Source organism: Tunturiibacter psychrotolerans (assembly GCF_051013365.1).
GTDB classification, from domain to species: domain Bacteria; phylum Acidobacteriota; class Terriglobia; order Terriglobales; family Acidobacteriaceae; genus Edaphobacter; species Edaphobacter psychrotolerans_A.
On record NZ_CP132941.1, the window covers coordinates 1,536,875 to 1,562,761 of the forward strand.

17 protein-coding genes and 1 pseudogene are annotated in these 25,887 nt (G+C 54.7%); 6 read left to right on the plus strand and 12 right to left on the minus strand.

The window, feature by feature from the left end; all coding sequences use genetic code 11:
- Window positions 1-100: 100 nt before the first annotated feature.
- From RBB76_RS06275 to RBB76_RS06285, 3 genes are read left to right on the plus strand one after another with little or no spacing between them, the layout of a single operon-like run.
- Window positions 101-529 (plus strand): hypothetical protein, encoded by a 429-nt coding sequence (locus RBB76_RS06275; protein WP_429628257.1) that lies wholly within the window; start codon window positions 101-103, stop codon window positions 527-529.
- Between the two features lie 3 nt (window positions 530-532).
- Window positions 533-1,009 carry a hypothetical protein gene (locus RBB76_RS06280; RefSeq protein WP_429628256.1) on the plus strand — a complete coding sequence of 159 codons (477 nt, stop codon included), beginning with the start codon at window positions 533-535 and terminating at the stop codon, window positions 1,007-1,009.
- The gene (locus RBB76_RS06285) at window positions 1,006-2,040 is read left to right on the plus strand and encodes a CBASS cGAMP-activated phospholipase (RefSeq protein ID WP_429628255.1); all 1,035 of its coding nucleotides are present in this window, start codon (window positions 1,006-1,008) and stop codon (window positions 2,038-2,040) included. The genes RBB76_RS06280 and RBB76_RS06285 overlap by 4 nt, the downstream gene beginning before the upstream one ends.
- 296 nt (window positions 2,041-2,336) lie before the next feature.
- Here the strand turns inward: RBB76_RS06285 and RBB76_RS06290 are convergent, their stop codons facing one another.
- The 11 genes from RBB76_RS06290 to RBB76_RS06340 all read right to left on the minus strand — a co-directional run bounded on the left by RBB76_RS06290 (window position 2,337) and on the right by RBB76_RS06340 (window position 20,360).
- Window positions 2,337-3,302 (minus strand): sensor histidine kinase, encoded by a 966-nt coding sequence (locus RBB76_RS06290; RefSeq protein ID WP_433963522.1) that lies wholly within the window; start codon window positions 3,300-3,302, stop codon window positions 2,337-2,339.
- 395 nt (window positions 3,303-3,697) lie between these two features.
- On the minus strand, window positions 3,698-3,889 hold the full coding sequence (locus tag RBB76_RS06295; protein WP_433963523.1) for a hypothetical protein: 192 nt from the start codon (window positions 3,887-3,889) through the stop codon (window positions 3,698-3,700).
- A 391-nt stretch (window positions 3,890-4,280) separates the two neighbouring features.
- Window positions 4,281-4,910 carry a response regulator gene (locus tag RBB76_RS06300; RefSeq protein ID WP_429628252.1) on the minus strand — a complete coding sequence of 210 codons (630 nt, stop codon included), beginning with the start codon at window positions 4,908-4,910 and terminating at the stop codon, window positions 4,281-4,283.
- Window positions 4,907-7,975, minus strand: a complete 3,069-nt coding sequence (locus tag RBB76_RS06305) for a two-component regulator propeller domain-containing protein (RefSeq protein WP_429628904.1) — start codon at window positions 7,973-7,975, stop codon at window positions 4,907-4,909. The genes RBB76_RS06300 and RBB76_RS06305 overlap by 4 nt, the downstream gene beginning before the upstream one ends.
- A gap of 4 nt (window positions 7,976-7,979) precedes the next feature.
- Window positions 7,980-9,068, minus strand: a complete 1,089-nt coding sequence (locus RBB76_RS06310; RefSeq protein WP_433963524.1) for a hypothetical protein — start codon at window positions 9,066-9,068, stop codon at window positions 7,980-7,982.
- Window positions 9,069-9,373: 305 nt separating this feature from the next.
- Entirely contained in the window at window positions 9,374-10,810 is a 1,437-nt protein-coding gene (locus RBB76_RS06315) for a trypsin-like peptidase domain-containing protein (protein ID WP_429628250.1), read from the minus strand.
- A gap of 36 nt (window positions 10,811-10,846) precedes the next feature.
- A complete protein-coding gene (locus RBB76_RS06320) occupies window positions 10,847-14,515 on the minus strand; it encodes an efflux RND transporter permease subunit (RefSeq protein WP_429628249.1) in 3,669 nt (1,222 codons plus the stop codon).
- A 44-nt stretch (window positions 14,516-14,559) separates the two neighbouring features.
- Complete coding sequence (locus tag RBB76_RS06325) at window positions 14,560-15,696, minus strand: efflux RND transporter periplasmic adaptor subunit (RefSeq protein WP_429628248.1); 1,137 nt, start codon at window positions 15,694-15,696, stop codon at window positions 14,560-14,562.
- 4 nt (window positions 15,697-15,700) lie between these two features.
- A complete protein-coding gene (locus tag RBB76_RS06330) occupies window positions 15,701-17,047 on the minus strand; it encodes a TolC family protein (protein ID WP_429628247.1) in 1,347 nt (448 codons plus the stop codon).
- A gap of 75 nt (window positions 17,048-17,122) precedes the next feature.
- A complete protein-coding gene (locus RBB76_RS06335) occupies window positions 17,123-17,797 on the minus strand; it encodes a hypothetical protein (protein WP_429628246.1) in 675 nt (224 codons plus the stop codon).
- Window positions 17,798-17,939: 142 nt separating this feature from the next.
- Window positions 17,940-20,360, minus strand: a complete 2,421-nt coding sequence (locus RBB76_RS06340) for a hypothetical protein (protein WP_429628245.1) — start codon at window positions 20,358-20,360, stop codon at window positions 17,940-17,942.
- Between the two features lie 295 nt (window positions 20,361-20,655).
- Between RBB76_RS06340 and RBB76_RS06345 the strand changes: the two genes are divergently transcribed.
- Both RBB76_RS06345 and RBB76_RS06350 read left to right on the plus strand, forming a co-directional pair.
- Window positions 20,656-21,378 carry a DUF4410 domain-containing protein gene (locus RBB76_RS06345; protein ID WP_429628244.1) on the plus strand — a complete coding sequence of 241 codons (723 nt, stop codon included), beginning with the start codon at window positions 20,656-20,658 and terminating at the stop codon, window positions 21,376-21,378.
- Window positions 21,379-21,688: 310 nt separating this feature from the next.
- Window positions 21,689-21,838, plus strand: coding sequence for a hypothetical protein (locus tag RBB76_RS06350; RefSeq protein ID WP_429628243.1), 150 nt, complete (start codon window positions 21,689-21,691; stop codon window positions 21,836-21,838).
- Between the two features lie 2 nt (window positions 21,839-21,840).
- On the opposite strand, the gene RBB76_RS06355 is transcribed toward RBB76_RS06350, so the two are convergent.
- Window positions 21,841-24,045, minus strand: a complete 2,205-nt coding sequence (locus RBB76_RS06355) for a chitobiase/beta-hexosaminidase C-terminal domain-containing protein (RefSeq protein WP_429628242.1) — start codon at window positions 24,043-24,045, stop codon at window positions 21,841-21,843.
- A gap of 269 nt (window positions 24,046-24,314) precedes the next feature.
- On the opposite strand from RBB76_RS06355, the pseudogene RBB76_RS06360 reads away from it, so the two are divergent.
- Window positions 24,315-25,491, plus strand: a pseudogene (locus RBB76_RS06360) (IS3 family transposase); the annotation flags it as partial.
- Between the last annotated feature and the right edge of the window lie 396 nt (window positions 25,492-25,887).

Below are 25,887 nucleotides of genomic sequence, written 5' to 3' on the forward strand. Positions count from 1 at the left end.
TAGAAGTAATTCCGACAGCTTCGCCCACGTCATCATGTACAAGATAGCTTGATTATGTACACGACATGAGATACGATTGAAGTCGTGAGGATCTTCGAATATGGACACGCTCCTTGGGAAACTGGAACACACTTCAAATTTGGTTCAAGACCCAATTCTTCGCAGACACGCGATGCGTCTATTGGCGGGCTTGGACGATCTTCCAATAGAAGTGCTAGGTGTAGGCAAGATGCGTGAAGTGTTTCCTCAGCTGCGCCATCGTGTTCACGCCGGATCGGTTGCTTTAGTCGCCAATCGCGGAGAAGTGAAGGACGAACAAGGGACGACCGTGATGATCTCTCTTGAAAATTTCAATCGGCTTTTCATGTCGCTGATTCAAAGATCGGTGGAGTTACAGGTCGAGAGGACTTCACCTTCCGAGATTCTCATGGGGCTCCACTCGATTCCGGCTCTATCAAAACTCAATGTTGATTTTGATTCGATAACCCACGGTCATAACGACGAAGAGCTTCCGGATCTATCCCTCTAGATCATGCGCCGCTATCTTTTGGGTGTCCAATGCCTGCTGGATATTGCAAAGCACGCCGATCTGCAAGCAGAGCGCTGGATGGCATCCGCGGAAGAACGCGGAATCGACATGACTGATATTTATATCAGCGCCGTGAGCCCGATGATTCTCCTCGGCGCGTTAGACAAGGCACCCGTTTCCGGATATATCCAGCAACTTCGAGAGAACGTAGAGACCATCGTCCAGCGATTCGTTGATCGCGAGCTCATCGCTCCCGTGACCAAGGAGATCGCCGACCGTTGGGGCAAGATCCTTCCCCAACCCTTAACCTATAAAGATGACGCCGGCGTGACGCACAAGTACACCTTCCATGAGAAGCTGGTCCTCGCGACAGCGCTTGAAGGAATCGAAGGACGGCCATTTGTCCTGGTCGATCGACGCCAGGAGGCGCATCGCGAGCTGAATCTGGATCTCGAAGATCCCGCCGAAGTAGCCCCATGACGAGCAACCTTGAGGAAGATCCTCAAGCCGTGGTGTCGGCAATCAACCTGGATCTGCCCAGCGGTAAGGCGCCGAGACCTCGCAAGCCTAAACGAATCCAGGTTCTTGCCCTTAGCGGCGGAGGATACCGCGGGCTTTATGGCGCCACTTTCTTCGAGCATGTTGAGAAGCACTTCGGATGCGCGGTATCGAGCAAATTCGACCTGATCGCTGGCACCTCGATTGGCGCGCTTCTTGGCGTCTCTCTCGCTCTTGAGATTCCGGCCTCGGTCATCGCCGGAAAATTCATCAAACATGGCCCGAAGATCTTTGACCGTAGGCGCATGATTACCTGGACCAAGAAGACCTTTTTCACCGCGCCCTACTCTCCGAAGACTCTCGAAGAGGCGATTGTTGACACGATTGGACGCTCGAATGCCCAGCTCTCGTTGAAGGCAGTGACGAAGCCTCTTGCAGTGGTCGCGGTAAACTACACGACGGGTGCTCCTTACATCTTCCGCTCCAAAGGCCTGGCTGGAACCGCTGCAACCGATGCGACTGTTCTCGAAGCGGTCCTTGCGAGCACCGCGGCTCCCACATATTTCCCGCCTCAGAAGGTCAACGATCAGACTCTGATTGACGGCGGTATCATTGCAAACGCCCCAGAGGTTCTTGCCGTCAGCGAAGCGTGTGGGACTCTTGGTTGGCCCCTGCGGGATCTTTACGTCCTCGGGATGGGAACTGCCTCGCGGAGAAAAGGTGCAGCTTTGGACACGTCCGGCAGTCCGTCCACGATCTCGTGGATGCTGAGAAGAGAGCTTTTCCAGTCGACTCTGTCTGCTCAGGAAGTACTTGCCGAGGCACAGTGCCGCACCCTGCTCAAGGACCGGTACTACCGTGTTAATCGAGAACCATCTGAGGCTCAGGCGCATTCTGTGCGAGAGTTTGATCTCGCAACGAAGGAAGCGACCAAAACGCTCCAGTCTCTTGCGAAGGACTCATGGGAAGAGCATCGGTCCACGCAATCCTTTCGATCTTACTTCCTGGACTAGCAGTAGGCGATCTGCAAGCGTTCCGGGATGAAAGGGCTGAAAAAACGCACAGATGCAACTGGACGCATACTTTCTGCGCCCAGAATTTCAAAGTGGTAATCCCTAACGCGAACGGTATAACGATATCCTCGGCTGCGCTAACTTCGAGGATCTCTGCTCGGCCGTGATGCCGAGACAAAAGCTGCCAATTCGTTCTCAACCGTAATCAGAGTCCGGTACTGAATTGATCAAGGCACTCTCCCTTTAGATCAGTCGGGAGCTTCTGTCTACTTGCATGACAGCCTTCGATTTGTGCCCTAGTCACCGGTTGAGGTTGGCGCAACTATTCCGTCGAGCTTGTCGTTGCCAGCCTCTATGCCCCGAAAGGAACCGCTGATCTTCTCATCGGAGAGAGTAGGCGTTACAACAATGAGATCTAAAGGTCCCGATTTATTCGTCGTCAGACTCAGTGCGAATACCGTTCTGTCTCGATTCGATTCCTCAAGGCAGACGCTACCACCGTGCTCTTCAGCTACTCGACGAGCAATGGTGAGCCCCAGGCCTGTTCCATTGGGTTTTCCTGCGGTCACGAACGGCTCGAACAACGTCCTCCGGACAGAGGCAGGTATCCCGGGGCCATTGTCTAGGATTGTGACGTAGATCCGTTCATCGACTTCCCTAAGGTGGACCTTCACCTCAGGCACGTGAGTTGAGCGTGCCGCAGCTTGGCAGGCATTGAGCAGCAAATTATAAATGGCACTTTCAAGATTCCTCGCATCGATATCTGCTTCCGCCGGCGGGAATTCGCCAACTGTGATGGACACGTCCCGCCCATCTGGATGGAACTTCACTGCCGCAACGGCTTTCTCAACAACCGAGGAAACGCTCGCATGGACAAACGGGTTTTTCCGTCCGCTTCTTCCGAATTGCAGTAAGGAATCAATGCGCTCCGTCATCTCGAGCACTTGTTCTTGAATTTCGAGCAGCAGATTATCTCGCACGCTCGCACATAGATCGCTGCGCTCGAGGAACTCGGCATTCGCATAGATCGCGGTGAGCGAGTGGCGCATATCGTGGGATAGCGAGCATGCCATCCTGCCGATTGCCGACATCCTCTCTGTCTCTATCAGTTGGCGTGATGCAGGCCGCTGCGGTTCGTTTCGCAGGTCCAGACCAACGCCCTTATCAAACACAAGAATATTGCCGTGTTCTGAAATCTTTGATTTCCTAAGGTGTGTTCTCACCGTTCCCCCCATGATCTGGAGACATACATCGAAGGACAAGCGCCTGCGATTTCCATTGTTTGGCTCCCCGCTCCGACGGCATGCCACCGTTCGAGGCCCGAAAGACAGCCGACTCAACAAGCAGATCGGCTACAAAGCAATCATGAAACTGCGTGGGGTCGAGATTAGTAACCCGTCTACTGTCTTATTGCAATAGATTTGCCGAGATCATTTAGGAAGCACCTTTACGATGCCGCATACCAAGCCTCATCCGAGAGCCGTCCGCTGATCCGTCTTCCGTGCTCGATCCTGTTGAAGTGACTATGACGGAAGACTCTGATGATTGCATCCCGCGAAGGAAGGTATTTTCAACGCTAGTGACTGGGGTGCATCCGACACCACTATTGAGGGAGGATTTAATACCTCAAGGGTGTGCACAACTGTTGCGTTCAATCTCAATGAAGTGTGGGATCTTCCCGGGAATCATCGACGAGGTCAACGCGGCCCTCAGGAATGATTATTTCGCGACGACCGAAGAGCCGCGCATCAAGTGAAAGGGCGCCGGGGCCAAGCAAGACAAGCGCGGCGGATATCGCAGCCAGATTGAAAGCAGCTAACTCACTGATGTGGTTGTTCGCTTCCGTCATCAAAAACGGCGAAGCGCCCCTCATGAGATAACCAACTGTCGCCATGGCGGTTGCGGCAGGTGTAAGAAAGCCAACGAAAATGGCCGATCCAACAGCGATTGCAAGCGATCCAACTACCCAAACGCTGATCGAGTGGCTGTTGGGCCCATCGATCGCGTCAATTCCGCAAATGATCGCATTAACTGCAACCGTAAGCCGCAGGAAGATGAGGCCGATGCCTGGCCAACCCTCCGGGAAGCTGGAAAAGAGTCGTTGCAGCGAATGCCTCCTCGGGGCACAAACGTGCCAGCAAGAGACTAGCTTCTTTCGCCGCGAATTGGACCCCCAGATCGAGTGCTTTTCTGGGACTACCGCAGCCTCTTCGTACTTTGTCTCTGGAGTAAGGGTGGACCTAGAGATGTATGATCCCGCGCCTAATTCCGATAGCGACAGCCTCGGTACGATCGCTTGCACCAAGCTTCTCCATGATGTGCTTAATATGTCCCTTTACTGTCTCCTCAGAGATGAAAAGGAGTGCTGCAATGTCGCTGTTTCGATTTCCTCCGGCAACCTTCTGCAGGACCTCAACCTCTCGCTTGCTCAACGTTTCAGCCCCAAGATGCTCCATGAGATGAACTGCAACCTCGATAGGGATGTGTTTCTGCCCCGCATGCACCTTGCGGATCATATCTACGAGCTGTTTTCGGGGCATGCTTTTGAGCATGTAGCCTTGCGCTCCCGCCTCCAGTGCGCGTTGAATCTCGGCGTCTCCTTCAAACGTTGTGAGCATGATCACACGGGCATTCGTGAACTCTGTGCGAATGGCGAGCAATGCATCGATGCCCCCCATATCCGGCATCCGAATATCCATAAGTGTTACGTCGGGCCGATGTTCACGAAATCCCTGAATGGCATCGTGTCCAGTTGATGCTTCTGCAATCAATTGCATGTCGGGTTCATTTCTGATGACAGTCGCAATACCTTCCCTCATGAGAGGATGATCGTCAACGCAGAAGACTCGAATCCTGGGGGGAGCGTTCATTTATGTACTCGCTTCTCTTTGTCATGCTTCGGCATCTCGAGTCGTTCTCGGCTAAGCCAACGGAACCAGCGCGATATAGGATCATTCGAATCTTTTTCGAATGCGATCGAGCCAGGAACGGTCACGTCCACCTCAGTTCCTGCGCCAATACGGCTCCGAAGTCTTAGATTCGCGCCAATTCTTTTGGACCGCTCTCGGATGCCCACGAGTCCCCAGTGCCCCTCAAGACCTGAATGCAGCACCTGAGGATCGATTCCACGGCCATCGTCGCGCACCAATACTCTAAGATGTCTGCTCGCATATTCTACTTCGACTTCGATACGGTTCGCGTGCGCGTGCATAAAAGCATTCAAAACAGCCTCGCGGCCAATGCGGTAGACTTCATCGCGAATCAGCGGCCGCAATGGACGCGTTCCACTTTCAACGATAACGCGATAGTCAGTTTTGCCGTCGAGGGGGAACTCCTGTCGCAATCGCGAGAAGGCAGTCTCAAGGCTTTGGTTGCCCGATTCGGTTGCGCGGAGCCCGCGGAGCGTATTTCTACCTTCTTCAGTGACTGTATGCATCAGTTGCAGAATCCGTTTCAAGAGAGGTTTAGCTGGAGAATCCTCTGGGAGCTGGTCTTCAGCTACATCAAGCTGGAGAGAGGCGCTCAGAACGCCTTGCAGCAGCGTGTCATGCAATTCCTGCGCAATCCGCGTACGTTCGGCGAGCCGTTCTTGGAAACCAACATTCAATCGTTTCGTCAATTGATGAATGTGCAACCGATAAATGGCGAGGATGGTCAGGCAACACCCCGCAAGACAAGCCACTCGAAACCACAACGTTTGCCAGAACGCGGGTTCGATGACGAAAGCGACAGCAGTCTCCGGGCCATTCCAAAGACCGACGCTGTTAGAGGCAATAATGCGGAAAAGATATGCCCCAGGACCGAGGTTTTTATAGACAACCTGCCTTGAAGCAACGGTGTCGCTCCAACCTTGATCGGAGCCATCGAGCTTATAGCGAAAGCGGATGCGTTCCGGCACAGCTAGGTTCGTGCTCCCATAGTTCAATGTAATGCTCTGGACTCTAGGGGGAATCTTGATGGGGGTCTGCGGATTCACCTGACTTCCGCCAGCAAACATGGATTCGATTCGAACTGCGGCTGGACCCGAATTTTTGGAGAAGATCATCGGATCGGCCATGGACAAACCCGGCTTACGTGAGATCCATATCCGGCCTTGACGATCGGTCACTATGGAGCGGTCGCGACCCACTCCTTCTAACCCCAAGAGGCCGTCGTCGATTCCGTAGCTTTGAATATCTGTGTCAGAGAGCGAACTGCTCAGAAGTCTCTCCTGGTTCACCCGAAGTACGTGATCTGGTGTGGTGAACCAGAGCGAACCCATGCCGTCTTCCGCAACTCCGAAGATTTGCTCCCGTAATGCCTCCGGCAGCCTCGCTGGAACTTTGATCTTTCCGGAGGATACGAACGCCAGGCCGTCGGACGTTACGATCCAGAGCACATGCTTTGTGTCTTCAAAGACGGTTCTTACCATTGACGATGGCAAGCCATCACTGGCTGTGTAGTTGGTCCAGTGTCCATTCGCGAACGAGGCCAGACCGCTTGGGGTAGCCAACCATGTTGTCCCATCGAAACTCTCGACTATGGAATAAACAGCATTTGCTGGGAGTCCACTGGAGTCCGAATAATTCGTAAATTTCCCACCCTGCAATCTGCTGACGCCAGCGCTCACAGTCCCAGCCCAGATCGTCCCATCGCGATCACGGTGCACAGAATAAACGCTGTTCTGCGCAAGGCCGTCCGCCTGTGTGTAGCTGCGGGCAGTAAAGGAATCGCCCCTTTCGGTCAGCACCGTGAGGCCGCCATGTTGCCGGCCAACGCAGACTTCACCGTCACCGCTGCTGATGGAATACACAACATCGTGTTCCAGTCCGTCGACGGTTATATGGCCAACTTGTCCCTCCTTCATCCAGTAAAGACCACCGGAGGGTGGCGCAAACCAGATCCGCCCCGTGGAGTCGGCGTCGACTGAGTCAATGCCGCTTGACGGAAGACCGTCAGAAGTCGAATACGTTGTAAGCATCCCATTTCGAAGTCGCTCGACTCCTCGCGAGCCGCCGAACCAAATATCTCCGTCGAGGTCTTCATAGATTGCTGTTACTTCGAACCCAGGTTTTGGATTGAGTTGGTCGAGTGAAACAGCGCCGGATGGAGTGATGCGCACGATGCCATGGTTCGTTCCAATCCACACGTTTGCGTCCGAGTCTCTTGCCATCGCCAGAATCTGGAGCTGCTTAAGCGAGGAAGGAAGGTTGAGATTGGTCAGTCCGCCACCCTCCCACAAACGAATTCCGTTATCAGTTCCAATCCACAAGCCGCCAGTCTCTGCGGGTAGAAGGGCATTGATCTTCGAATCCTTGAGCTCTTTAGCAACTTTGGAAAAGTGCCCTTGGCTGAGGCGAAAGAGACCGTTATCTTGTGTACCGAGCCAGATACTCTGGTCTCGCGTCACAGCTAGTGAGATGACATTACCGGGACTTTGCTCTGCGCCGACTATCGTCTCCAGGCGCCCACCCTCGTATCGGAAGGTCCGCTCCCCGAGCCCGGGCAGAATGACGCGACCCTCGTAGTCGGAAACGATCGACGTAAAGGTGATGTCCTGAAGATCAAACCGGGTGTATGGATCTTCGAACTTGCCGTCATGATAAAGAAGCATGCGGGGGCCTTCGAGACGAATCCAGAGGTTCCCGCTTGCGTCTGTAGCGAGGCCGCGCACGGGACTAATCGGAGGCGAGTTCGGAACTGGTCGCTGAATCAGAGTGAACTTGAACCCGTCGAATCGAACCAGACCTCTTTCGGTTCCAATCCACAAATAACCATCGGACGATTGGCGGATGGCGTAAATCCTTCCTCCAAGGAATCCTTTGTCCTCGCCCCACTTGTCATGTACGTACTGTGAGATTCTCCGGGTCGGGTCTAATCCAAAAGCAGCATTCACAAGACACAAGAGCGCGATTCCACTTACAAGTCCCGTACGTAGTCGATGCCTCAGCACCATGTTTTCACGGCAGAAATTCGAATTTTTCAATCACAACCTCGACCGGTTGTTGGGATGGGCTCTGCGAATGACGATAACTGTACAAGCCCATGTGAGCCGTTTCTTTGGCGGGAGTCGGAACCCCCGACGTAAAGACGTGTTCACTGACGGTCGCCGTTCTGGGGCCTATCACCGATCCGCGGACAGTCTTAAAGGAAGCGCGCCCGGACTCCCAACGTAACATGTGAGTTAGCACTCCGGCAGGGGCCATGAATCGAGAGACGTTTTCAGGGATATAAAAAGGTTGGACAACATATTGCGCATTCTTGTTGTCTGCGATACCCCAACGGCTCAATTCGATGTCAAGTTCATTTCGAATGTCATCCGGTCGAAAGTCATCATTCGTATACAACCCCAGAGCGGCAGATGGGCCAAAATGACTGATATCTTGAACGACAAAGATGTACGAACCATAACCCAGACTGCGGGTCAGGCTTACCTCCGCACATGTCCATATGCCGTCATGCTCCTCCATTCGAAGGTGCAGATAGCCGTTCTTATCGGTCCACACATTCGACGGATCATAAGAGTTAGGTTGCCCTCCCCGGTCGCTCGCCGCGTTACGCACTCTCCAGTCATATCCACTAAAGTGAATGACCTTAGAAACAATAGGGGCTACAGGCTTGCCCGTCGCAGTAGCAATTGCAACTACGCCGTTGCCTTCTGCGGGCAAAGTTGTAAGCTTTGTTGCGGGATGAAAACCGGGCTCAACTAGTATCGCTGCGTAATCTGTGCCGAGATGGGTCGAGTTTCTCCACGTCGAATCGGGTTGAATTTTCGTAAAGGGCTGATTCGCAAATGGTTGAATCCACCAAATACCGCTGCGTGCGTAAAGTACGATCTGCTGACCAGGTTTGGCGCCGTTCGCTAGCCCTTCGATAAAGTCCAGCTCTACCGGACCTCCAGGATTAGCAGCGGGCACTAGCGTAATTTGAACGTTTGGCTTGAGAGGAACATTACTCGAATTGCAGGCAGAGAGAACCACGCTCACGAACACGAGAAGGGTATTCGATCGATGCATTTTGAAGGAGGAAGTGTAAGGCGAAGGTTTCATGTTCCTCGAAATGTTCGCAGTATTTGACTGTTAGCGAAGTCGATTCCTCTTTCTGAGAGGCAGAAATGCAAAGGGCCAGGGAATTGACCCAAAAAAACAACTCAATAAGCAAGAGATTACATAATCTGCCAGCCGTCGCACCACGTTTTTGGAATATCTTGTCCGCAAATAGACCCACGTCTGGTTTAGGGGGCGCTAAAGCCATGTCGTTTTATTAGGCCTACTCATGCTCGTCGACGGCTGAAAAGCAGTCGGTGAAACCGTCCTAACCTCCTCGAGAATCCTGCTTTGAAGCTCTCAAGAATTCATTCGACCTCGAAGGCGACATACTGAACAAGCGATTGACGTTCCACCTGGAAGGCCACCGAATCGCCTGGTTTGAGATCAGCAAGTTGCTTTCGCAACTCGTCGGAAGTCCTGAGCGACTTGCCATTCATGGAGAGGATGACGTCGCCAGTGTCGAGATTCGAGAGGGTCGCTGGTTCTCCAGATAAGACGCCAGCGACGACTACTCCATGTTTTGAACGCAGGCCGGGCAACGCCGCAGCAATGACGTCGTTGAGATCGATCACAAAGATGCCGAGAGACGGGATCAGGTCTTTCCTCGGATTTGCAAGGTCCGATAGGCTATCCACCAACGGAAGCGAATCGATTGGCGTGATAGAAAGCGCCACAGGCTTGCCGTCACGCAGGACGTCCATGCGAAGCGATGTTTCTCGTTTGTGAAGATAGAGGAAGGCGGTGTACTTTGGAAACGAGTCGATAAGGACGCCGTCGATGCGCTCCACAATATCGCCGGGCCGCAATCCTGCCTTTGCCGCGGGGCCACCTGTGTCAATATCGGAGACGATGACACCATGGTCCTGAGGCAGCTTCAGTCCAGCAGCTAGATCAGGGGTGATGGTTTGCGCATGCGCTCCAATGGTGACAGCAAGTACAAATCCATGAGCTTTCAATTCATGATAGACGAAGCGAACGACTGGCTCGGGAATAGCAAAGCCGAGGCCCTCGCTGCCGCCTCCAGAACTATAGATGAATGTATTAAGACCGACCAGATTTCCGTCGCGGTCGACGAGCGGACCACCACTGTTGCCGGGATTAATGGGCGCATCGGTTTGCACGTAGACCATGGGGCGATCGAGATCGGGCTGTCTCCCTACGGCGCTCACGATCCCTTTGGTAACGGTGTGATCAAGCCCCTGTGGTGCTCCGATGGCAAGAACGGTTTCTCCTAAGCGGACACTGAACAACTCGGGTAAGTTGAGAGCAGGCAGGTCATGAGCCTCGATCTTCACCACGGCGAGGTCAGCGTAGCGGTTTGTGCCGATCAATTTGGCTTCGTATACGCGCTGAGGATTCGAGAGTTGGGTATGACCCGTAACTAACTCCACCGTTGCTGGGGAGACGATCACGCGAATACGCAGGGCTCCCGCGACGACGTGATTGTTCGTGACAATGTAACCGTCGGGATCGACGATGACGCCTGACCCAATCGCGCGTTGTCGTCGCAGAGCCTGGTCGTCTTCCTCGTCGCTGCTGCTTTCGGGTTTGCCAAAACCTGTGACTTCGATTTTGACAACTGACTGCATAGCCCGTTCCGCGACCTGGTCGATGGCCTGATCGTATTCCCGTAGAATCTGCGGCGTGGAAGCGTCAGAGGACTTCGGACTTTCCTGGCTGAGAACGGACAGGGGCGCGGCGATACATGACAGCAAAAGAACAAGAAGAGTCGGGATTTTCATTTGTGGCTCCTGCCTGTGATCTGGCTGTAAAAGAAGTTAGGCATTAGTAGTTTGAGCGGCGGATTCTTTCTTGGTCACATCCCACTTTAATATTTTGAGATCGAGTACAAAGATTGCATACATCACCGGCACCTGGAGCTTCGTAACCACGGTCGCGACTAGGAGCCCTCCTATCTGCGCGTAGCAGAGTGGCTTCCAAAGCGGGCCACCATGCATAGCCAGGGGCACGAGTGCCAACACAGTTGCGAACACGGTGATCAACACGGGACGAAGTCGAAGGATTCCCGCGTCGATTAGAGCGAGCTCGAAGTTGTCTCCGGCGATGCGTCGCTCTTCAATGAAGTCGAAGAGAACGATGGAGTGGCTGACGATGACGCCGACGAGGCTGGCGACTCCAAGGAACGCCATAAATCCGAAGGGTTCACCCATGATCCATAGTGCAGCGAAGGCGCCGATCATCCCGTAGGGCGCAGCGGCCAAGACCAGCACGGGTTTGATGGCGTTCTTGAACTGGAAGACGAGGGCCAGGAAGACTAACGCAACTGAGATCACCATCACCATGGCGAGGTTGCGGAAAGCGTTCTTTGTCTTGTCGTATTCGCCTCCAATCTGAATTTTGTAGCCGGGTGGCAGCGATGCTTTGAGCTCGCGCAACTTTGGCATGGCGACTTTCAAGACTTCGGAACTCAAATGTCCCGCGACAGGAAAGCTGCGCACATTGATGGTGCGGAACTGCTCCAGACGGACGATGCGCCCGGTCACCAGATCGTGGTTGATGTCTGAAATCTGTGCAAGCCGAATCTTGTTGTTGTCCTGCGAACCGTAGATGTAGAGATCCTGAATGTCCGAGAGCTGTGCACGCTCATTCATACGCAGGCGGGCTATGATCGGAATCTGCTTCTGCCCTTCCTGCAGGACGCCGACAGTCGTCCCGCTGATGCCTGCAGTCGAAGAGTTCGCTACGTCCATGTTGGTGATCCCGGCGAGGTTGGCGCGGTCAGGATCGATGGTGAGAGCAATCTGCGCATTCGGCTGCTCCCACTCGTTGCGGGTGCGCTCCGCAATTGGGATCGAACGCAAGATATTTTCCACTTTGGATGCGACAGCCTGCAGCTTGCGAGTGTCTTCGATCTCCTGTTGCGCGCTCAGGTCCGCGGTACTGGAGACACGAATTTCAATGGGATAATCCATGGGATTTGTCAGCAACTGACGCGCATCCAGATGCGCTCCCGGAATAGAAGAGGTCAGTACGGGCTGTAGCTTCCTGATGAACTCCGGCGTCATCTCTTTGTCGCGGAGTTCAATCAGGATCTGTGCATAGTTCAATTGCTGGCCTTGCGGAGAGGCAGAGAACCAGAAACGAGGACCACCTCCGCCGACGAAAGTAGTGACATACCGAAGCAGGTCATGCTGTTTCAGCTCATGCTCGTGCTCTTTGGTGAAGCGCGCGGCCTGCTCGCGAATGATCTGCTCCGCCTTAAACGCGGTCGCGTTAGTGGTTCCGAGGTTGGCATCATTCGGCAACCAGACGTCGATGTAAGACCAGTACTGCACATCCTCTGGGAAGAAGGAGGTACTAAGCCTCGAAAAGATGAAGATCCCGGCGGCAAGGAACACGAGGGAGGCGAAGAAGAACTTCCAACGATGCTCAATGGAGTATTTCGCGACACGCGCGTAGGCGCCGAAGAAGCCGTGCTTGCGCTGTTCCTCCAGAGATTTCTCGGCCGATTTTTCAGGACGTAGCAGGTAATACCCGAGCACTGGAAGAAACGTCATCGAAACGAGACGCGATGCGACCAGCGCCACCGTCATGACAATGGGGAGGCTGAAGAGAAATTCACCGGTGCTGCCGGTGATCATGAGGAAGGGCAGGTACGCCACGATGTTTGTGACGGTTGCGTACACGATAGCGGTGGCAAGTTTGGTAGGGCCAAGCCACGCAGCTATTAGGCTTGGATGGCCTTCGGCGAGGGCGTGCTTAATGGAGTCGCCGGCTATCACAGGGTCGTCGACTAAGAGCCCAAGCGCGATGATAAGAGTGGCTACTGAAACTTGCTGGATATCAATACCGATGAGATACAAAGCACCGAAGGTCATGGCCAGAGTAATAGGAATGGCAATGGCCATCAGCAACGCGGAGCGCCACTCCCAGAAGCCAATCCACGACACCAGCACGACGAGGACGACGGCTTCATAGAGTGAATCCATGAAGAGGCTGATGTTTTCCTTTACCTGCAGGGGCTGATCGGAAGTCCGGGCGAAGACGAGATCTTCGGGGAGATATTGCTTTACGGCGGCGAGCTTGTCGGACACGCTGCGGCCAAAGGCGTCTATCTGTTCGCCGTCTTTCACCTGAACCGCAATAGTGATGGCGCGACTGCGGTGCCACTGGCCCTGCTTGTCTGCCCAGGAGAGGTAGTTCAGATAGCGCGCGGGGCTCTGATAGGCGCGAGAGATATTCACTAAATCGCGAAGGTAGACCGGACTCTGCGCGGCGGATGAAGAAGACCCGACGATAACATCGCCGATTTGACTCGGGTCAGTGAACTTTCCGGAAGGATCGATTTGAATGCTGGAGGGGCCGACCTCAAGCTGGCCACCAGGCAGCGTCGTGTTACGAGCGCCCAATATGTCCTTAAGTTTGGAGGGAGTCATGCCATATTGGGCTAGCCTCTCCTGCGAGTAATCAAGATAGATCTGTTCAGGTAGCACACCCTTGCGCTCAATCTTCGCGACCTCGTGGGCCCCCTGCAGTGTCCTGCTTATCAGGTCGGTGAAGTCATCGAGCTCGCGATACGAGTACCTGTCACCTGCCACCGCAGAGAGTCGCGCTTCCGCGTCGTCGGGGTTGCGGATGAAGACGGCGGGCCACGCGTCGGGATGGATCTCGGAGCGATGCAGCTTCTCCAATACCAATTGGTCGCCGCCTTTGCGCAGTTCTCCGTCAGTGAGAACGGTGCCGACATCAACGCCGATAAAGCCGCTGCCTTCGAAGAAGTGGGGATCGGAGATCATTCTCGTCTGTACAGCAGACTGGATAAACGAGACAAAAGAGTCGCGCATCAAGGAAGCGGAGATTGAGAGGGGGAATGCGTTGACGATGGTTACTCGCGGCTGTGGCGACTTTTGTGGTTCAGCGGCACGTGTTTTCACGATCGCGCTGCGAATGGACCTCGCACGCAAAGCGACCTCGACCTCATTCGCTGGGGGACTAGCAACGGTGAGCATTAGAGCCGCCGTGTCGCCGAAGTCGCTGTTGAACTGAATGGGGCCTGCACCCTGTGGCAAGCTGCTGTTGAGCGCGTTCAGCTTCAGATTCATGTCGGTGAACTGTTTTTTGGGATCACTCACCTGGTCGTCGAGTTGAACGTAGACCATCGAAAGATTAGGAAAGCTGAAGGAGCGAATGCTGAAGTCGGAGGCAGATGGTGGCTTGAGGAAGGAGTTCTGCGCCATGGTCTGCTCAATTTGCCGAGTGACGAGTTGTTCGACCTCCTGCGCGGTGGCGCCGGGCCATTGTGTGTACGCTACGGCTACACGCACGGGAATCTTCGGGTCTTTGCGTTTTGTCATGTGCTGGAAGCTGTACCAACCCCACAAGCAGAGCGCGATGAGAATGACCAGCGAGAGTTGCCGGTTCTCCACGAAGAAGCGCGCCGTGTTGTGGGTATGAGCGATGTATTCGGCTTCAGACTTGTGACTCATAGCATTCGTGCACCCTTGATTGCTATTCCAACTCGATGTGCTGGCTACGGTATGACGCGAACCGTATCACCATTTCTGACCAGTGTGACGCCCGTGGTTATGACTCTCTGTCCGGAGGTGAGTCCCCCCTTCACGACGATCATGTTCCCAGAGGTGTCGCCGAGATCCACCGATTGCAAGTGCGCCGACACGAGATCTCCACTGCCGTCTGCGATCATGACGGCGAAGCCATTTGCATGCGCGGGATCGCGGATGACCGCGGCCAGCGGCACGACCAGAGCGGACTGTTGCAGTCTCCCGCCGTCGAGGCTGAGCGAGGCGATCATGCCAGACTTCAACTCATCTTTCGGATTTGGGATTGTGACTTCGACGGAGAACACGCGGCTCTTCTGATCGGCAGCTGGAGAGATCGCACTGACGCGGCCATCCACGGTGTGCGGTAGTGCGTCGGTGGAGACGACCAGATGTTGGCCCAGTCTGACGCGGCTGATGAGGATATCGGGTACACCGAAGACAGCCTTGACCGAGCTGGTATCGGCCAGAGTAAAGCCATTGGTGATTGGGCCAACGAGGCTTCCGATATCGACGCTGCGCTTTACCAGCCACCCGTTGAAAGGGGCTCGAAGGGAGCAATAGTCTAGAGCCACCTTCGCCTCACTGACCTGCGCGTGCGCGCCTGAGACCGAGGCATTCGTGCTGTCCAGCTGTGCTTTGGCTGAATCGTAGTCAGGTTTGGTAGCGCTTTGCGTCGAGTACAGGGAGGAGACACGATCGAAGCTAAGCTTGGCTTTTTCTTGTTCGGCTTGCCCCCGCGCAAGTTGAGCCTCTGCCAGCTGAAGTTTATCGATGTAGTCCTGCTGGCTGACCACGGCAAGCACTGTTCCCTGTGCAATGCGATCACCCTGATCGACATTCCTGATGCCGCCGCTTGGATTCTTAACTTGATGGATGCGCTCTACGTAGCCGTTTGACTTGAACGACAGATCCACTTGTGCGTACGGAACGATGTTGGCGGAGTATTTTGTGCCGGAGTCGGCGGATATTGATTGCACTTCTGCCGTATGCACAGGCAGCAGAGGTGCTGCCGTGGGAGTTTCCTGTTTGCAGGCGGTGACAACGAGAGCGAGATAACTCGCAAGAGCTGCAAACCTACGGCGACTCGGCATGACAAAGCGAGTCATTGTTTTATTCTTCTCCCAGAGCTTTCTCGAACTCAGCTTTTGCGTTCCAGAACGCCAACAGGCTCTCTTCGTATTCGTGATCGGCGTTTGCAACTGTGGCTTCCTGCTTCAAAACATCGCGCAGCAGCACAGCCACCTTTTTGAATTGATCATTCACTTCGCGCAACTTCTCTTTCGCAGCGTCGCGGGCAGCCTGTGCAACCTCCAGCATGGAGCGGCTCTCTGCCAGTTTGCGAAAGGTGTTGTCCACATCCAGTAGCACCTGCGAGCGCGTCTGGTCCAGTTGGTATCGACTCTGCTGCAACTGGATGTCCTTTCCCTTCACATTGTCTTTCCGCCGACCCCATTCGTATGGCTCCCAAGTCATCTTCAAACCGACAGTGAGAATGTTTTGCGGAAGAATCTGTGTATTGATCGGAGTGAGGTATTGGACCTGCGCACCGATTCCCGGAATATATTCAGCCTTTGCGAGGCTGCGGTCGTAGCCGGCCTTCTCGACGTTGATCTTTGCCTCCTTGAGTTCAGGACGCTGTTCGAGCGCAGTTTTTCTGGCGACCTTCAGATCCATCTCGTCGGTTGAGGCCGGCGGGACAGGCTGAGTGCGAAAAGATGTATCGAGATCGCGCCCCAGAAGATCGTTGAAGTGTTCTTTCTGGGTTTGCAGATCGTCGCTTAGCGTGATGAGCTGGTGTCTCGCCTGGGCAAGTTGCGCTTTGACTTGCAGGCTGTCGGATTTCAAGACGGACTCTTTCTTCAGATAGTCCGTGGTGACCCGATCGGTTTCCTCATATTCCTTGATCAAAGCCTGCTCCGCCTCGAGAGCGCTCTCGGATTGAACGATCGCGTAGTAGCCCTGCTTTACATCTACCACTGTCGTCTGCCTCTGCTGCTGGTATTTTTCTCCTGCGAGATCGACGGAGAGCTCTTTCTCTCGAACCATAAGGTGTATCTGGTACAACTGCGAGATTGGCTGAGCCACCGTTGCGATGGCATACCCGGTCAATCCGCTTGAGAGGCTAACCTTCGTGTCTGTAGATGGAACAGGCTGATTATCTACAGTCCCGAAGATGCCTTTCTGAAAAGTGAAGCTGGGAGAGTTGATATTTCCTGAAGCAAATAGCTCCGTCTTGATTTCGGGGAATCGATGAGTCTTGGTCTCTGCAACCTCCCACGCAGACTTTGTAATGTCCAGCCGTGCAATCTGGGTTGGCCTGTTGTTTCCTAACGCGATCTGGATAGCGTCAACGAGTGCGAGCTCCTGTGGCTCGTCTACTGGGCTCTGGCTCAAGCCAGATATGCTCCACAGCGAAACCAGAGTGGCAGAGAAGCAGCCGAGGAATCTTGCGCGCATTGCTCGTCTCATTGCAATTGGGCGATACAGGTTTACGCGGTGATTGAGAAGGGCTCCACGCCGCACGCAATCGAACTACAATCCTTGTCTCCTCAAGCCGCCGCCACCGCCTCCTTTACCTCCAAGATTGTTTAAGTCGTCGAGAACCGCTTGCTTATCCTCCGGCCGGAACGAGCCAGTGTTCATCGTCTCCTCGATCTGCGACTTGGCAGTCTTCATCGCTCTGAACTTTTCCAGCATGCCTCCTCCGCTGGTCTTGATGGATTCAAGAGAGTTCAGGCTGTCCTGAAGCTGCTGCACCTGTGGAGGAGTCGGCTCTCCATGCATGACCGCGGCAAAGATATCTTTACCGAGCTTTTTTCCTGGCGTGTCAGGTTCGGCAGAGGGTTCCGGTTGTTTCGTGGCCATCACAAGCTGAAAATCCTGCCGCAGGGTGGTCCGGTCGGGCTCTTTAATCGTTGCCATGGTCGCCCTAATTTTGGTGACAGCTGAGTAGGGCGTCATCAGATCGACGGCTGCGCCCGGTTGTCGTTCGGATTTTGCCTCTTTGAGGATCGCGAGGTTCTCCTTTATCTCTTTCAGTTGAGCAACGGTTATGCTTTCGTTCATGACCGCAGCTTTGAGATCGTCCTGAAACTTTTCCTTTACCGGGTTAGGCTCGTCCTGAGCTTTGACGAACGCTGAGGAGGAAATAATCGAAGTCGCCATGAGGATGGCAGAGGAAATGATCGCCTTACGCTTGCTCTTCATAGATCCTGCTTTCTGAGATTTCTGTGCATTGAGAGCAACAGGAGCACCGAGGCGCAGGAAGTACAGTCTGCTTCCGCCTCCTTGAACGAGTTCAAGCGATCGGCGACGGATGGCACGATCGACTCCTTCATTTCGCTCCTACTCAACGTTGCCTGCGCGAACCACCACGTGCGCCCCCGCTGGCCCCTCCACGATTTTGCATCTGTTCAAGTTGATCGCCGCGCGAGCGAGATCGTGAATCATTCTGTAGTTGCCCCATAGTACCGGGCGAGGTCGAACTGCCTGGAGAAGTCTGTGCCGGAGACTGACCAGGTTGGTTCGGGCTGGTTCGTCCCGCACCACGAGAGTTCGTCTGATCGGATCCTTTGCCGCCCGTCGATGGCGTGTTTCCTGATTGCGAGCCTAGATTCGAAGACTGATTCTGGTTCGGGCTGGCGGAGTTCTGCTTCTGCTGCCGGGTTTGGTTTGCGCCCGTAGACGGATCTACAGGAGTCCAGCTGCCGTTGTCGTACTTGCTCCAGTTGCCGCTGGAGTCTTTCTTGTAGACGTTGCCATCGGCTCCAGCATAGACGTTGTTGTTATTCGCATCCTTGGCAACAAAACCGCTGTTCCCGTTCGCACCCGAATAGCCGGCACCGGCGCTGCCTTTGGAGGTTTGGAAGGATCCTGCTGTTCCGTTGCTGTTGGTTACATGCTGCGCCTGCGCCCAGTTGTCGCCGTTGGTAACTACCGAACTTCCCCATTGACTATATTGATTGTGGCCCTGCGAGGTCACGGCCGAGGTTCCGGTCCAGGGGTTATAGGTTTGGGCGTAAGTATGACCGCCATAGGCATTTTGGGTAGTAACCGCATGCCCATAAGTTCCAGTGGTTGGGTTGTACCAGCCTGCTGAACCGGCTGAACCATAGGGCCCATACACGGCCCGTCCTACACCATAGGCTCCGGTGTAGGGACTGTACACGGCAGCTACTCCGTAGGTGTAGGGATAGGGATAGTAGACGGGGTGCGGCCCCCAGTAAACATAGGGAGGGTAGTAGTAGCCTGTGCCGTATACAACAGTTGCTCCCACTGCCGCCCCTATGACAAAGACACCGAGATAGCCGCTCGAATAGCTTGTCTGTACGGTCGTTGGTGTCGGGTTTGAAACAATGACATAAGTCACGTTGTACATCGGAGAGCTTGGCGGAATCGTATAGATGATCTGCGGCACTGAATCCGCGGTCTTCCACGGGCCACTGGGACTTCGGGAGATAAACCAGACACCTTGAAAGCAAAGGTAGTAGAGATCACCGACACGAATTACCTTGTCAGGCGTATTCACCGCGTAGGAGAGGGTTGTAGTTTCAATCTTGTCGAACTGGGGTTGCCCGGCATAGGAGACCTTGACCTGTGCCTCCGCAGCAGCGCGATTCACAACTGCCGTTGTGGGCACTTGTGACAGCAACACGGCATCACTGGCCTCTTGCGTCCCCGGCACGGAGACAAGCACATCGTGAGCGGGGCTGCTCCTTGGAATCATCGCGAAGTCGCCGGGTAGTGAGTCACTTGCGTAGGTCCATGGGCCTGCCAGGCTGGCAGCGCGAAACCATCGTCCGGAGATCAAGACGTAGACCTGACCATCGGGCTGATGAACGAACACCTTATTCTCTGTATTGGTCGCATAGCTGAGACTGGTGCCGGGAATCTTTGAGTAGACCGGTTTACCCATGAAGGCAATCAGCTCGGCCGGTTTCTCCGTGAACAAAACCTGAGGTGTAACCTGACCGCTGGGGACCGGCGGCACAGCTTTCAAAACGTCATCCCAGTTCTGGTGGGCAGGCAGTTTTCCTATGTCTGGTGGCAGCTTTACAGTTGCAGTCCATGGCCCACGCAGATCTTTGGCTTTGAGCCAGGTCTTGCCGTTTAGCAAGTAGTAGTCAGTTTTATCGAAGAAGAGGTCCCAATTCGTGTTGACGACGTATTCCAAGGTTGTGCCTTGAATGGGAGCCAATACCGGTTTTCCGTCAACCAGGAGCACCATCGCTGGCGCGGTGGAGACAAGAATCGTAGGCGCCTGCGTATTGGCAGCAACCGTCCTCACCGGCTCATTTACCTTCTCCAGACTGGCTATCATGCGAGGCAGCCCGATAGTGAAGGTGATAGTTGGATAGAGTTGGTGGGCGCGCTGCTTCATCCCAGCTTCCTGCGCAGGGCTGAGCGAAGGAAAGCGAGCGTCGAGCACTACGATGTCGTTTACATAGACTGTCTGCGCGCTTACATTGGCGAGAGTATCAGCACGCCAGGAAATAACTCCAAGGATTGGCTTCTGCCCTTTGTCCGTTACTGAAATCGCTGTATCCGCAACCATTGTGCGATATTTCTGCCACGCTTTGAGTTGCGGTTGGTAGACAACCAGATGTACGCCGTTGCGGTCGAAGACCCGTGGCCACGACGGAAAAGAAACTGGAGAACTGGTGGGTTTGCTGGTTGTCGCAGAGACCTTCTGGGCCACAGAGGAGGAGATTGCCCCGCCTAGAAAGCAGATCGTCATCGCAAGAACTACATTGCCTTTAAGTTCTTTCAAAAATGGCCTACTTTGATCTTCGAAGTGATAGAACTGGGCCCATTTTTGTGCGAAACCGATTGTAACTCGATAATTTCGACGTTCACGGTATTTTTTTGAAGGAAGCTGGCAGGAAAAGTAATTGTGGTAAAGAGTTACCACAACAGTGTGCAAGAACTCGTAAGACAGAAATTCAAAAAAAGTATTTGCAGGAAAAATGGATCAACTCGTAAAATTGGCGCGTTCTCAAACATACGCGCATCCGGGCCCCCACATGTCGCCAAAACATCTTGGCAATTCCTTACCTGAGGCCCAAATGAAACTCATGCGACGGTTTTCTGCACTCTTCCTTTTGTTCGCAGCTTTCAACCTTGTCGCTCAAGTCCCATCCGGGCAAGACGCTACTACGCCGCAGAAGCTGCCAACCTTTTCCTTCACAAAAGACATGACCATTTATGTGAGCGACTTTGAGCTGGACGCTGAGAATGTTCAGGTAGATCAGGGGTCGGCGATAAGTCAAGTGCGACCAGGCATTCTAGAAAGGCCGTCGAAGAAAGCGCAACGAGACCCGGAGGCCCAAGCAAGAAAGTTGGTCGATACGATGGCGACGAGTATCGTCAGTGATCTCCAGAAGGCTGGCTACAAAGCTCAAAAATTAGCAGCGGATGATCCAAAGCCTGCGACGGGAGCGTGGGTACATGGAGTATTCACGCAGGTCGATGAAGGGAGTCGTGTTCATCGCGCGATAATTGGCTTTGGATCCGGTAAGGCGACCATGGAGCTATTTGTAACCCTGACCGATCTCGCAAGGCCCCAGAAGCCGCTCTACGAAGCTTCTGAAGATGGCGCGAGCAAGAACAAACCCGGTGCCGTCATCACGCTGAATCCTTATGTAGCCGCAGCAAAGTTTGTCATGGAAAAGAATGCGCCGGAAAAAACGGTTAAAAGCACCGCCTCAGCCATCTCAAAGGAAGTAATACAGCATCTGCAACCGAATCCGACATCACCTGGGCTGCCAACCGCCGCAACCCAGCAATGACGTGGACGTGAGATCCGAAGTTAGGAGCTCTCTTTGTCTCGTATTTGATTTCGATTGCATTCGCTACTCCCTCATGGCGCAACACGCGCGTAGGTTCTTGAGCGTGTGCAACAAACCTTGATGTGGATGCTTCTAGGCTACCCAAGTTGGAAACAGCCCCAAGGCAGAAGTTCCCGGCGTAGTGCGTTGGCAGCCCTTCCGTTTCGAGGGCAGTCTATTTCCTGAGCTATTACGGCAGAGGAGAAGACTGCAGTGGTCCTGGTGGAGGCAATGGATAAAACACGAGATGAGCTGAGCAAACGAGGTAGCCATGAGCGGATTTGCTTCTCTGAAGCGAATCCCGACAACAGATAGAAAAAATCACTGTGAAAAAGCCTTTCACGATGCGAATGAACAGCCAACCGTCGAATGGTGCGTCTTTGTTCCAGAATTGGCACTAAAATGCCTGCTTGTCGATTAGCCTTAAGGGCGGGAGCCGAGGGTATTGTTCTTGACCCCAATCGCGATGGGCGTGACCACCGGCGCGGATGCCCCGATCATTTCGACGAGAGTGTCTGTTAAGTTCGCGCCTTCCCCACCCCGGACCCAGAGATTGCCCGAGCCATCCGGGGCGATACTGTTGGGAACGATCGGAATCGTATAGCCGTTGGAAGGGGAGATGGGCACCCCGGAGTTAGAAAACTCGGCTAACGCCCCATTGACCATCCAGGCATTTCCGTCTCCATCGATGGCAATGTCTCCGCCGACTCCTTCAGGGGCAGGGTTGATGCCGCCGCCTTTACCCGAGCAGGCGTGTATAGGTGATTTCGATTCCTTAGTAAAACCTTGCCCGCTGGTGATCCAAACGTCACCCGAAGCATCGATGGCGACTCCTTCCGGTTCCTGCTCGGGCTCAAATGGTGCGCCGCAACTAAATTGACCAGCCGTTGGCGGGTTCACAATTGCGCCCGACATGGAAAACTCATTGAAGAGGACGGATCCAAATGGAAGCGCCCCCCATATATTGCCACTCGTATCAATCGCGGTACCGGCGATTCCAACATCACCACTGGTGCCCGCTGGGTTGGCCACTGCGACCATAATTACACCGGCGCTGGACAGGCCGGCAATACCGTCTCCATACGGAACCCACGCGTTGTCGGACGCGTCGATGGCGATGGAAAACAGATACGACGGAGCAAAGGGGCCGAAGCCGTTGGATGGGGATAGAAGAGTGCCTGAGTTGGAGAACTCGATGACTGTGCCGTTAGGCTGCGGTGTGTTACCAAGAAAATTTGTTATCCAGGCATTGCCCAAAGCGTCGATAGCAATGCTTCCCGGATTCTTCAGCCCGCCTCCGGTATAGCCCGCAGCCGGGGAGAGCAACGCTCCGGAGTTGGAGAATTTGAGCACGCTTTTTTGGTTTGGAGTTGCAAGCCACACGCTGCCCTCGGCGTCGATCGCGATGGGATGTCCGCCGCCAGCCCCACTGATTACAGCGGTCCCATCCGGCAAGGGGAACTGCAGGGCGACGGTAAAGTCGTTGGGCTCGGCGGCAAGCGCAGGGGCGAAGGCGGTACTTGCGCCGGCCAGTGTGTATAGGGTTGCAACGTTCGTTCCGGGATGATGAGCGACGTTGATGGCCGCAGTGGCCGTGTCTGTGGGAGGCGTGCCGGCAGTCGTGCCATCGGCGGTGGCATTCTCAAACAGCAACGAGCAACTGCTGGAGTTGGCCGCACCAACGCAGGCAGCGAGGATGTCGGCCAGAGTGTTGATCTCGCTCTGCGGCACCACTCCATTGCCCACCGGTGTCGCGGTCAGCGCCGTTCCGGTAGAGAGATCCGTCAGATTGGCAGCGTTAGCAAAGGCATTGGCTATGCCTGTCTGGGCCAGCGGCGTGCCTGAGCTGGAAACATGGGTGGCGTCGGTCGCGAAGCCCGCTATAGCGTATGCTGTCGCGATGGTTGAGACCTCGTTGACCGTAACCTTGGCCGTCGTGGTAGAGAAGCTACCGGAGTTGGGGCAATTGCCCAACACTGCCAGAAGTCCTGAGGCGGGATTGTTGCCGGAGCCTGGATCTCCCCCAAGCGCGTAGAGATAGACCTGCGTGTTGGCCGTGCAGGTATAGTCGCTGGTGATCTTGAAGGTTCCATCGGAAACGGTTGTGACGTAGGCGCCGATGGAATCGGAAGCTCCTGTCAGAGCAGGCTCCAGCAACGAGACGGATGCCTTTCCGTAACCGGTGGTGTTGGCGGCGAAGACGTAGACATGGGCTCCAGCCAGGGGAAGCTGCCCATGAAGGACCGCGCCGGTGGGGGGCGGAGGTGGGGGTGGAGCGATCGTGTACAGGGCTGACCCTACTGTACTGAGCACGTACCCCGGCGCGATCGCCGTTGCCATCAAAGTCTCCGTCGAGCTCACTGTCACCGGTCCCGTGAACCGGGTGGAGGAGACGGTCGGTGCGCTTCCATTGGTCGTGTAGTAGATGGTCGCGCCGGTGGTCGCATCGCCAATCGTTACCATCTGCGCTGCCGTATACGTCCCCGCGGCAACCGAGAACGTCGGAGTGGCTGCAGCTGGAGTCGGAACAGGAGTGGGCGCGGGAACGGGCGTTGTGGGCGCGTTATGGCTCGAGCAGCCGGCAAGAATCAGAACCAAACATGGAAGCGAAACGATGGCAAAGCGCATATTCCAACTCGGTGTCGAACGAATTTGCCGGACTTTACCCTTCCATAAACTCGACGACTTCCGATTTATTCGCTAACTTCCAATGTTAATTTTAGAATTTTCGAGCCCTGCGCATCCAGGCCAGAACCTAATGCAATGCCTGGTTCGTCAACTTTGATGAAAAAGGGCAGTGTTCGTTCTTGGAACGTAATATCGAGTCTCCATAGATTGGAGTGCCCGGCTTGATTTGTACCAGTGAATAAGAGACACACTGGAACAAGGAGATCAAGATGGCACGAGGCAAGCGATACCAGCCAGAGCAGGTGGTAAATCTGTTGCGGCAGATTGAAGTGGCTGTGGCGAACGGGAAGACGACGGCACAGTCGTGCAAGGAAGCGGAGATCGTGGAGCAGACATATTTTCGCTGGCGCAAGGAGTATGGGGGGTTGCAGATAGACCAGGCGAAGCGGTTGAAGGAACTGGAGCAGGAGAACGCAAAGCTGAGCGTTTGGTCGCGAACCTGAGCCTAGACAACCTTGTGTTGAAGGACATCTCCTCGGGAAACTTCTAAGCCCTGAGCGACGGCGCAGTGCGGTGAGCCATGCTTGTGAGCATGGCGTGAGTGAGCGACATGCGTGCCATCTGCTGGGGCAGCCCAGGGGCACGCAGCGCTACCGTCCGACACAGCGGGAAGACGAGGATCGTCTGACTCAGGCCATCGTTGCTCTTGCCAGTCAGTATGGGCGTTACGGGTACCGCCGGATCACGGCGTTGCTGCAGCGTGGCTGGAAGGTGGGCAAGGACAGAGTCGAACGCATCTGGCGTCGCGAAGGGCTGAAGGTACCGCAGAAGCAGAAGCCGAGAGGTCGCTTATGGCTGAACGACGGCTCGTGTGTGCGGCTGAGGCCGACGCATGCAGGCCACGTGTGGAGCTACGACTTCGTCAGCGCGCGGACGCATGATGGTCAAAGTGTGCGCCTGCTGAACCTGATCGATGAGTCCACGCGTGAGTGCCTGCTGATCCGCGCGGAACGGCGCTGGTCCTCGGCGAAGGTCATCGGAGCGCTGGCCGATGTCATGGTGATCAAGGGCGTTCCGCAACACCTGCGTTCGGATAACGGTCCCGAGTTCGTCGCCAAGGATCTGCGCAAATGGCTCGACGATACCGGTGCAAAGACACTGTACATCGAACCCGGCTCTCCCTGGGAGAACGGCTACTGCGAAAGCTTCAACTCCAAACTGCGCGACGAGTTCCTCAACGGCGAACTCTTTTACTCAATGAAAGAACTGCGTGTGCTGGCCGAGCGCTGGCGCGTCCACTACAACACCGTCAGGCCACACTCCTCACTGGGATACAAACCTCCAGCACCCGAGGCATGGATGACGTCGACCACCTGGCAGCATGGGGAGCCAGTCGCTACGCTCCCGGCTCCCCTTGCTGCCAAACTCTGCATCGATCTGAACCCCGAGGTCGCTGCGCTACACCAACTCTTCACTGGTACAAAACTTCCGGCGATCCAGGAGGGAGTCGCCATCTTATTTATGACAAAGCGATTTCACACGCTATCCTGATCAAGGAACCTTCGGTTCACTCAACACCGCGGAGAAATTGAACGTTGAGCTACATCGAAAAGAGCTTGGCTACTGGGGAAAATATCCTCTACAGAACTGGTTTGCATTGGATCGTGCTGCTCGTTCCAGGAATATGTGGTGGATTTCTCGTGCTCTTGGGAGCCGTCATATTAATAGGTGGGTCAGTGGGGGTTGGGTTTTCACCGCAGGATTGGGCGCCCTAGTGATTGCTTTAGCTTTTATTGCTCGGACCACGACAGAAATGGCTTTCACTAGCAAGCGTGTGATCGT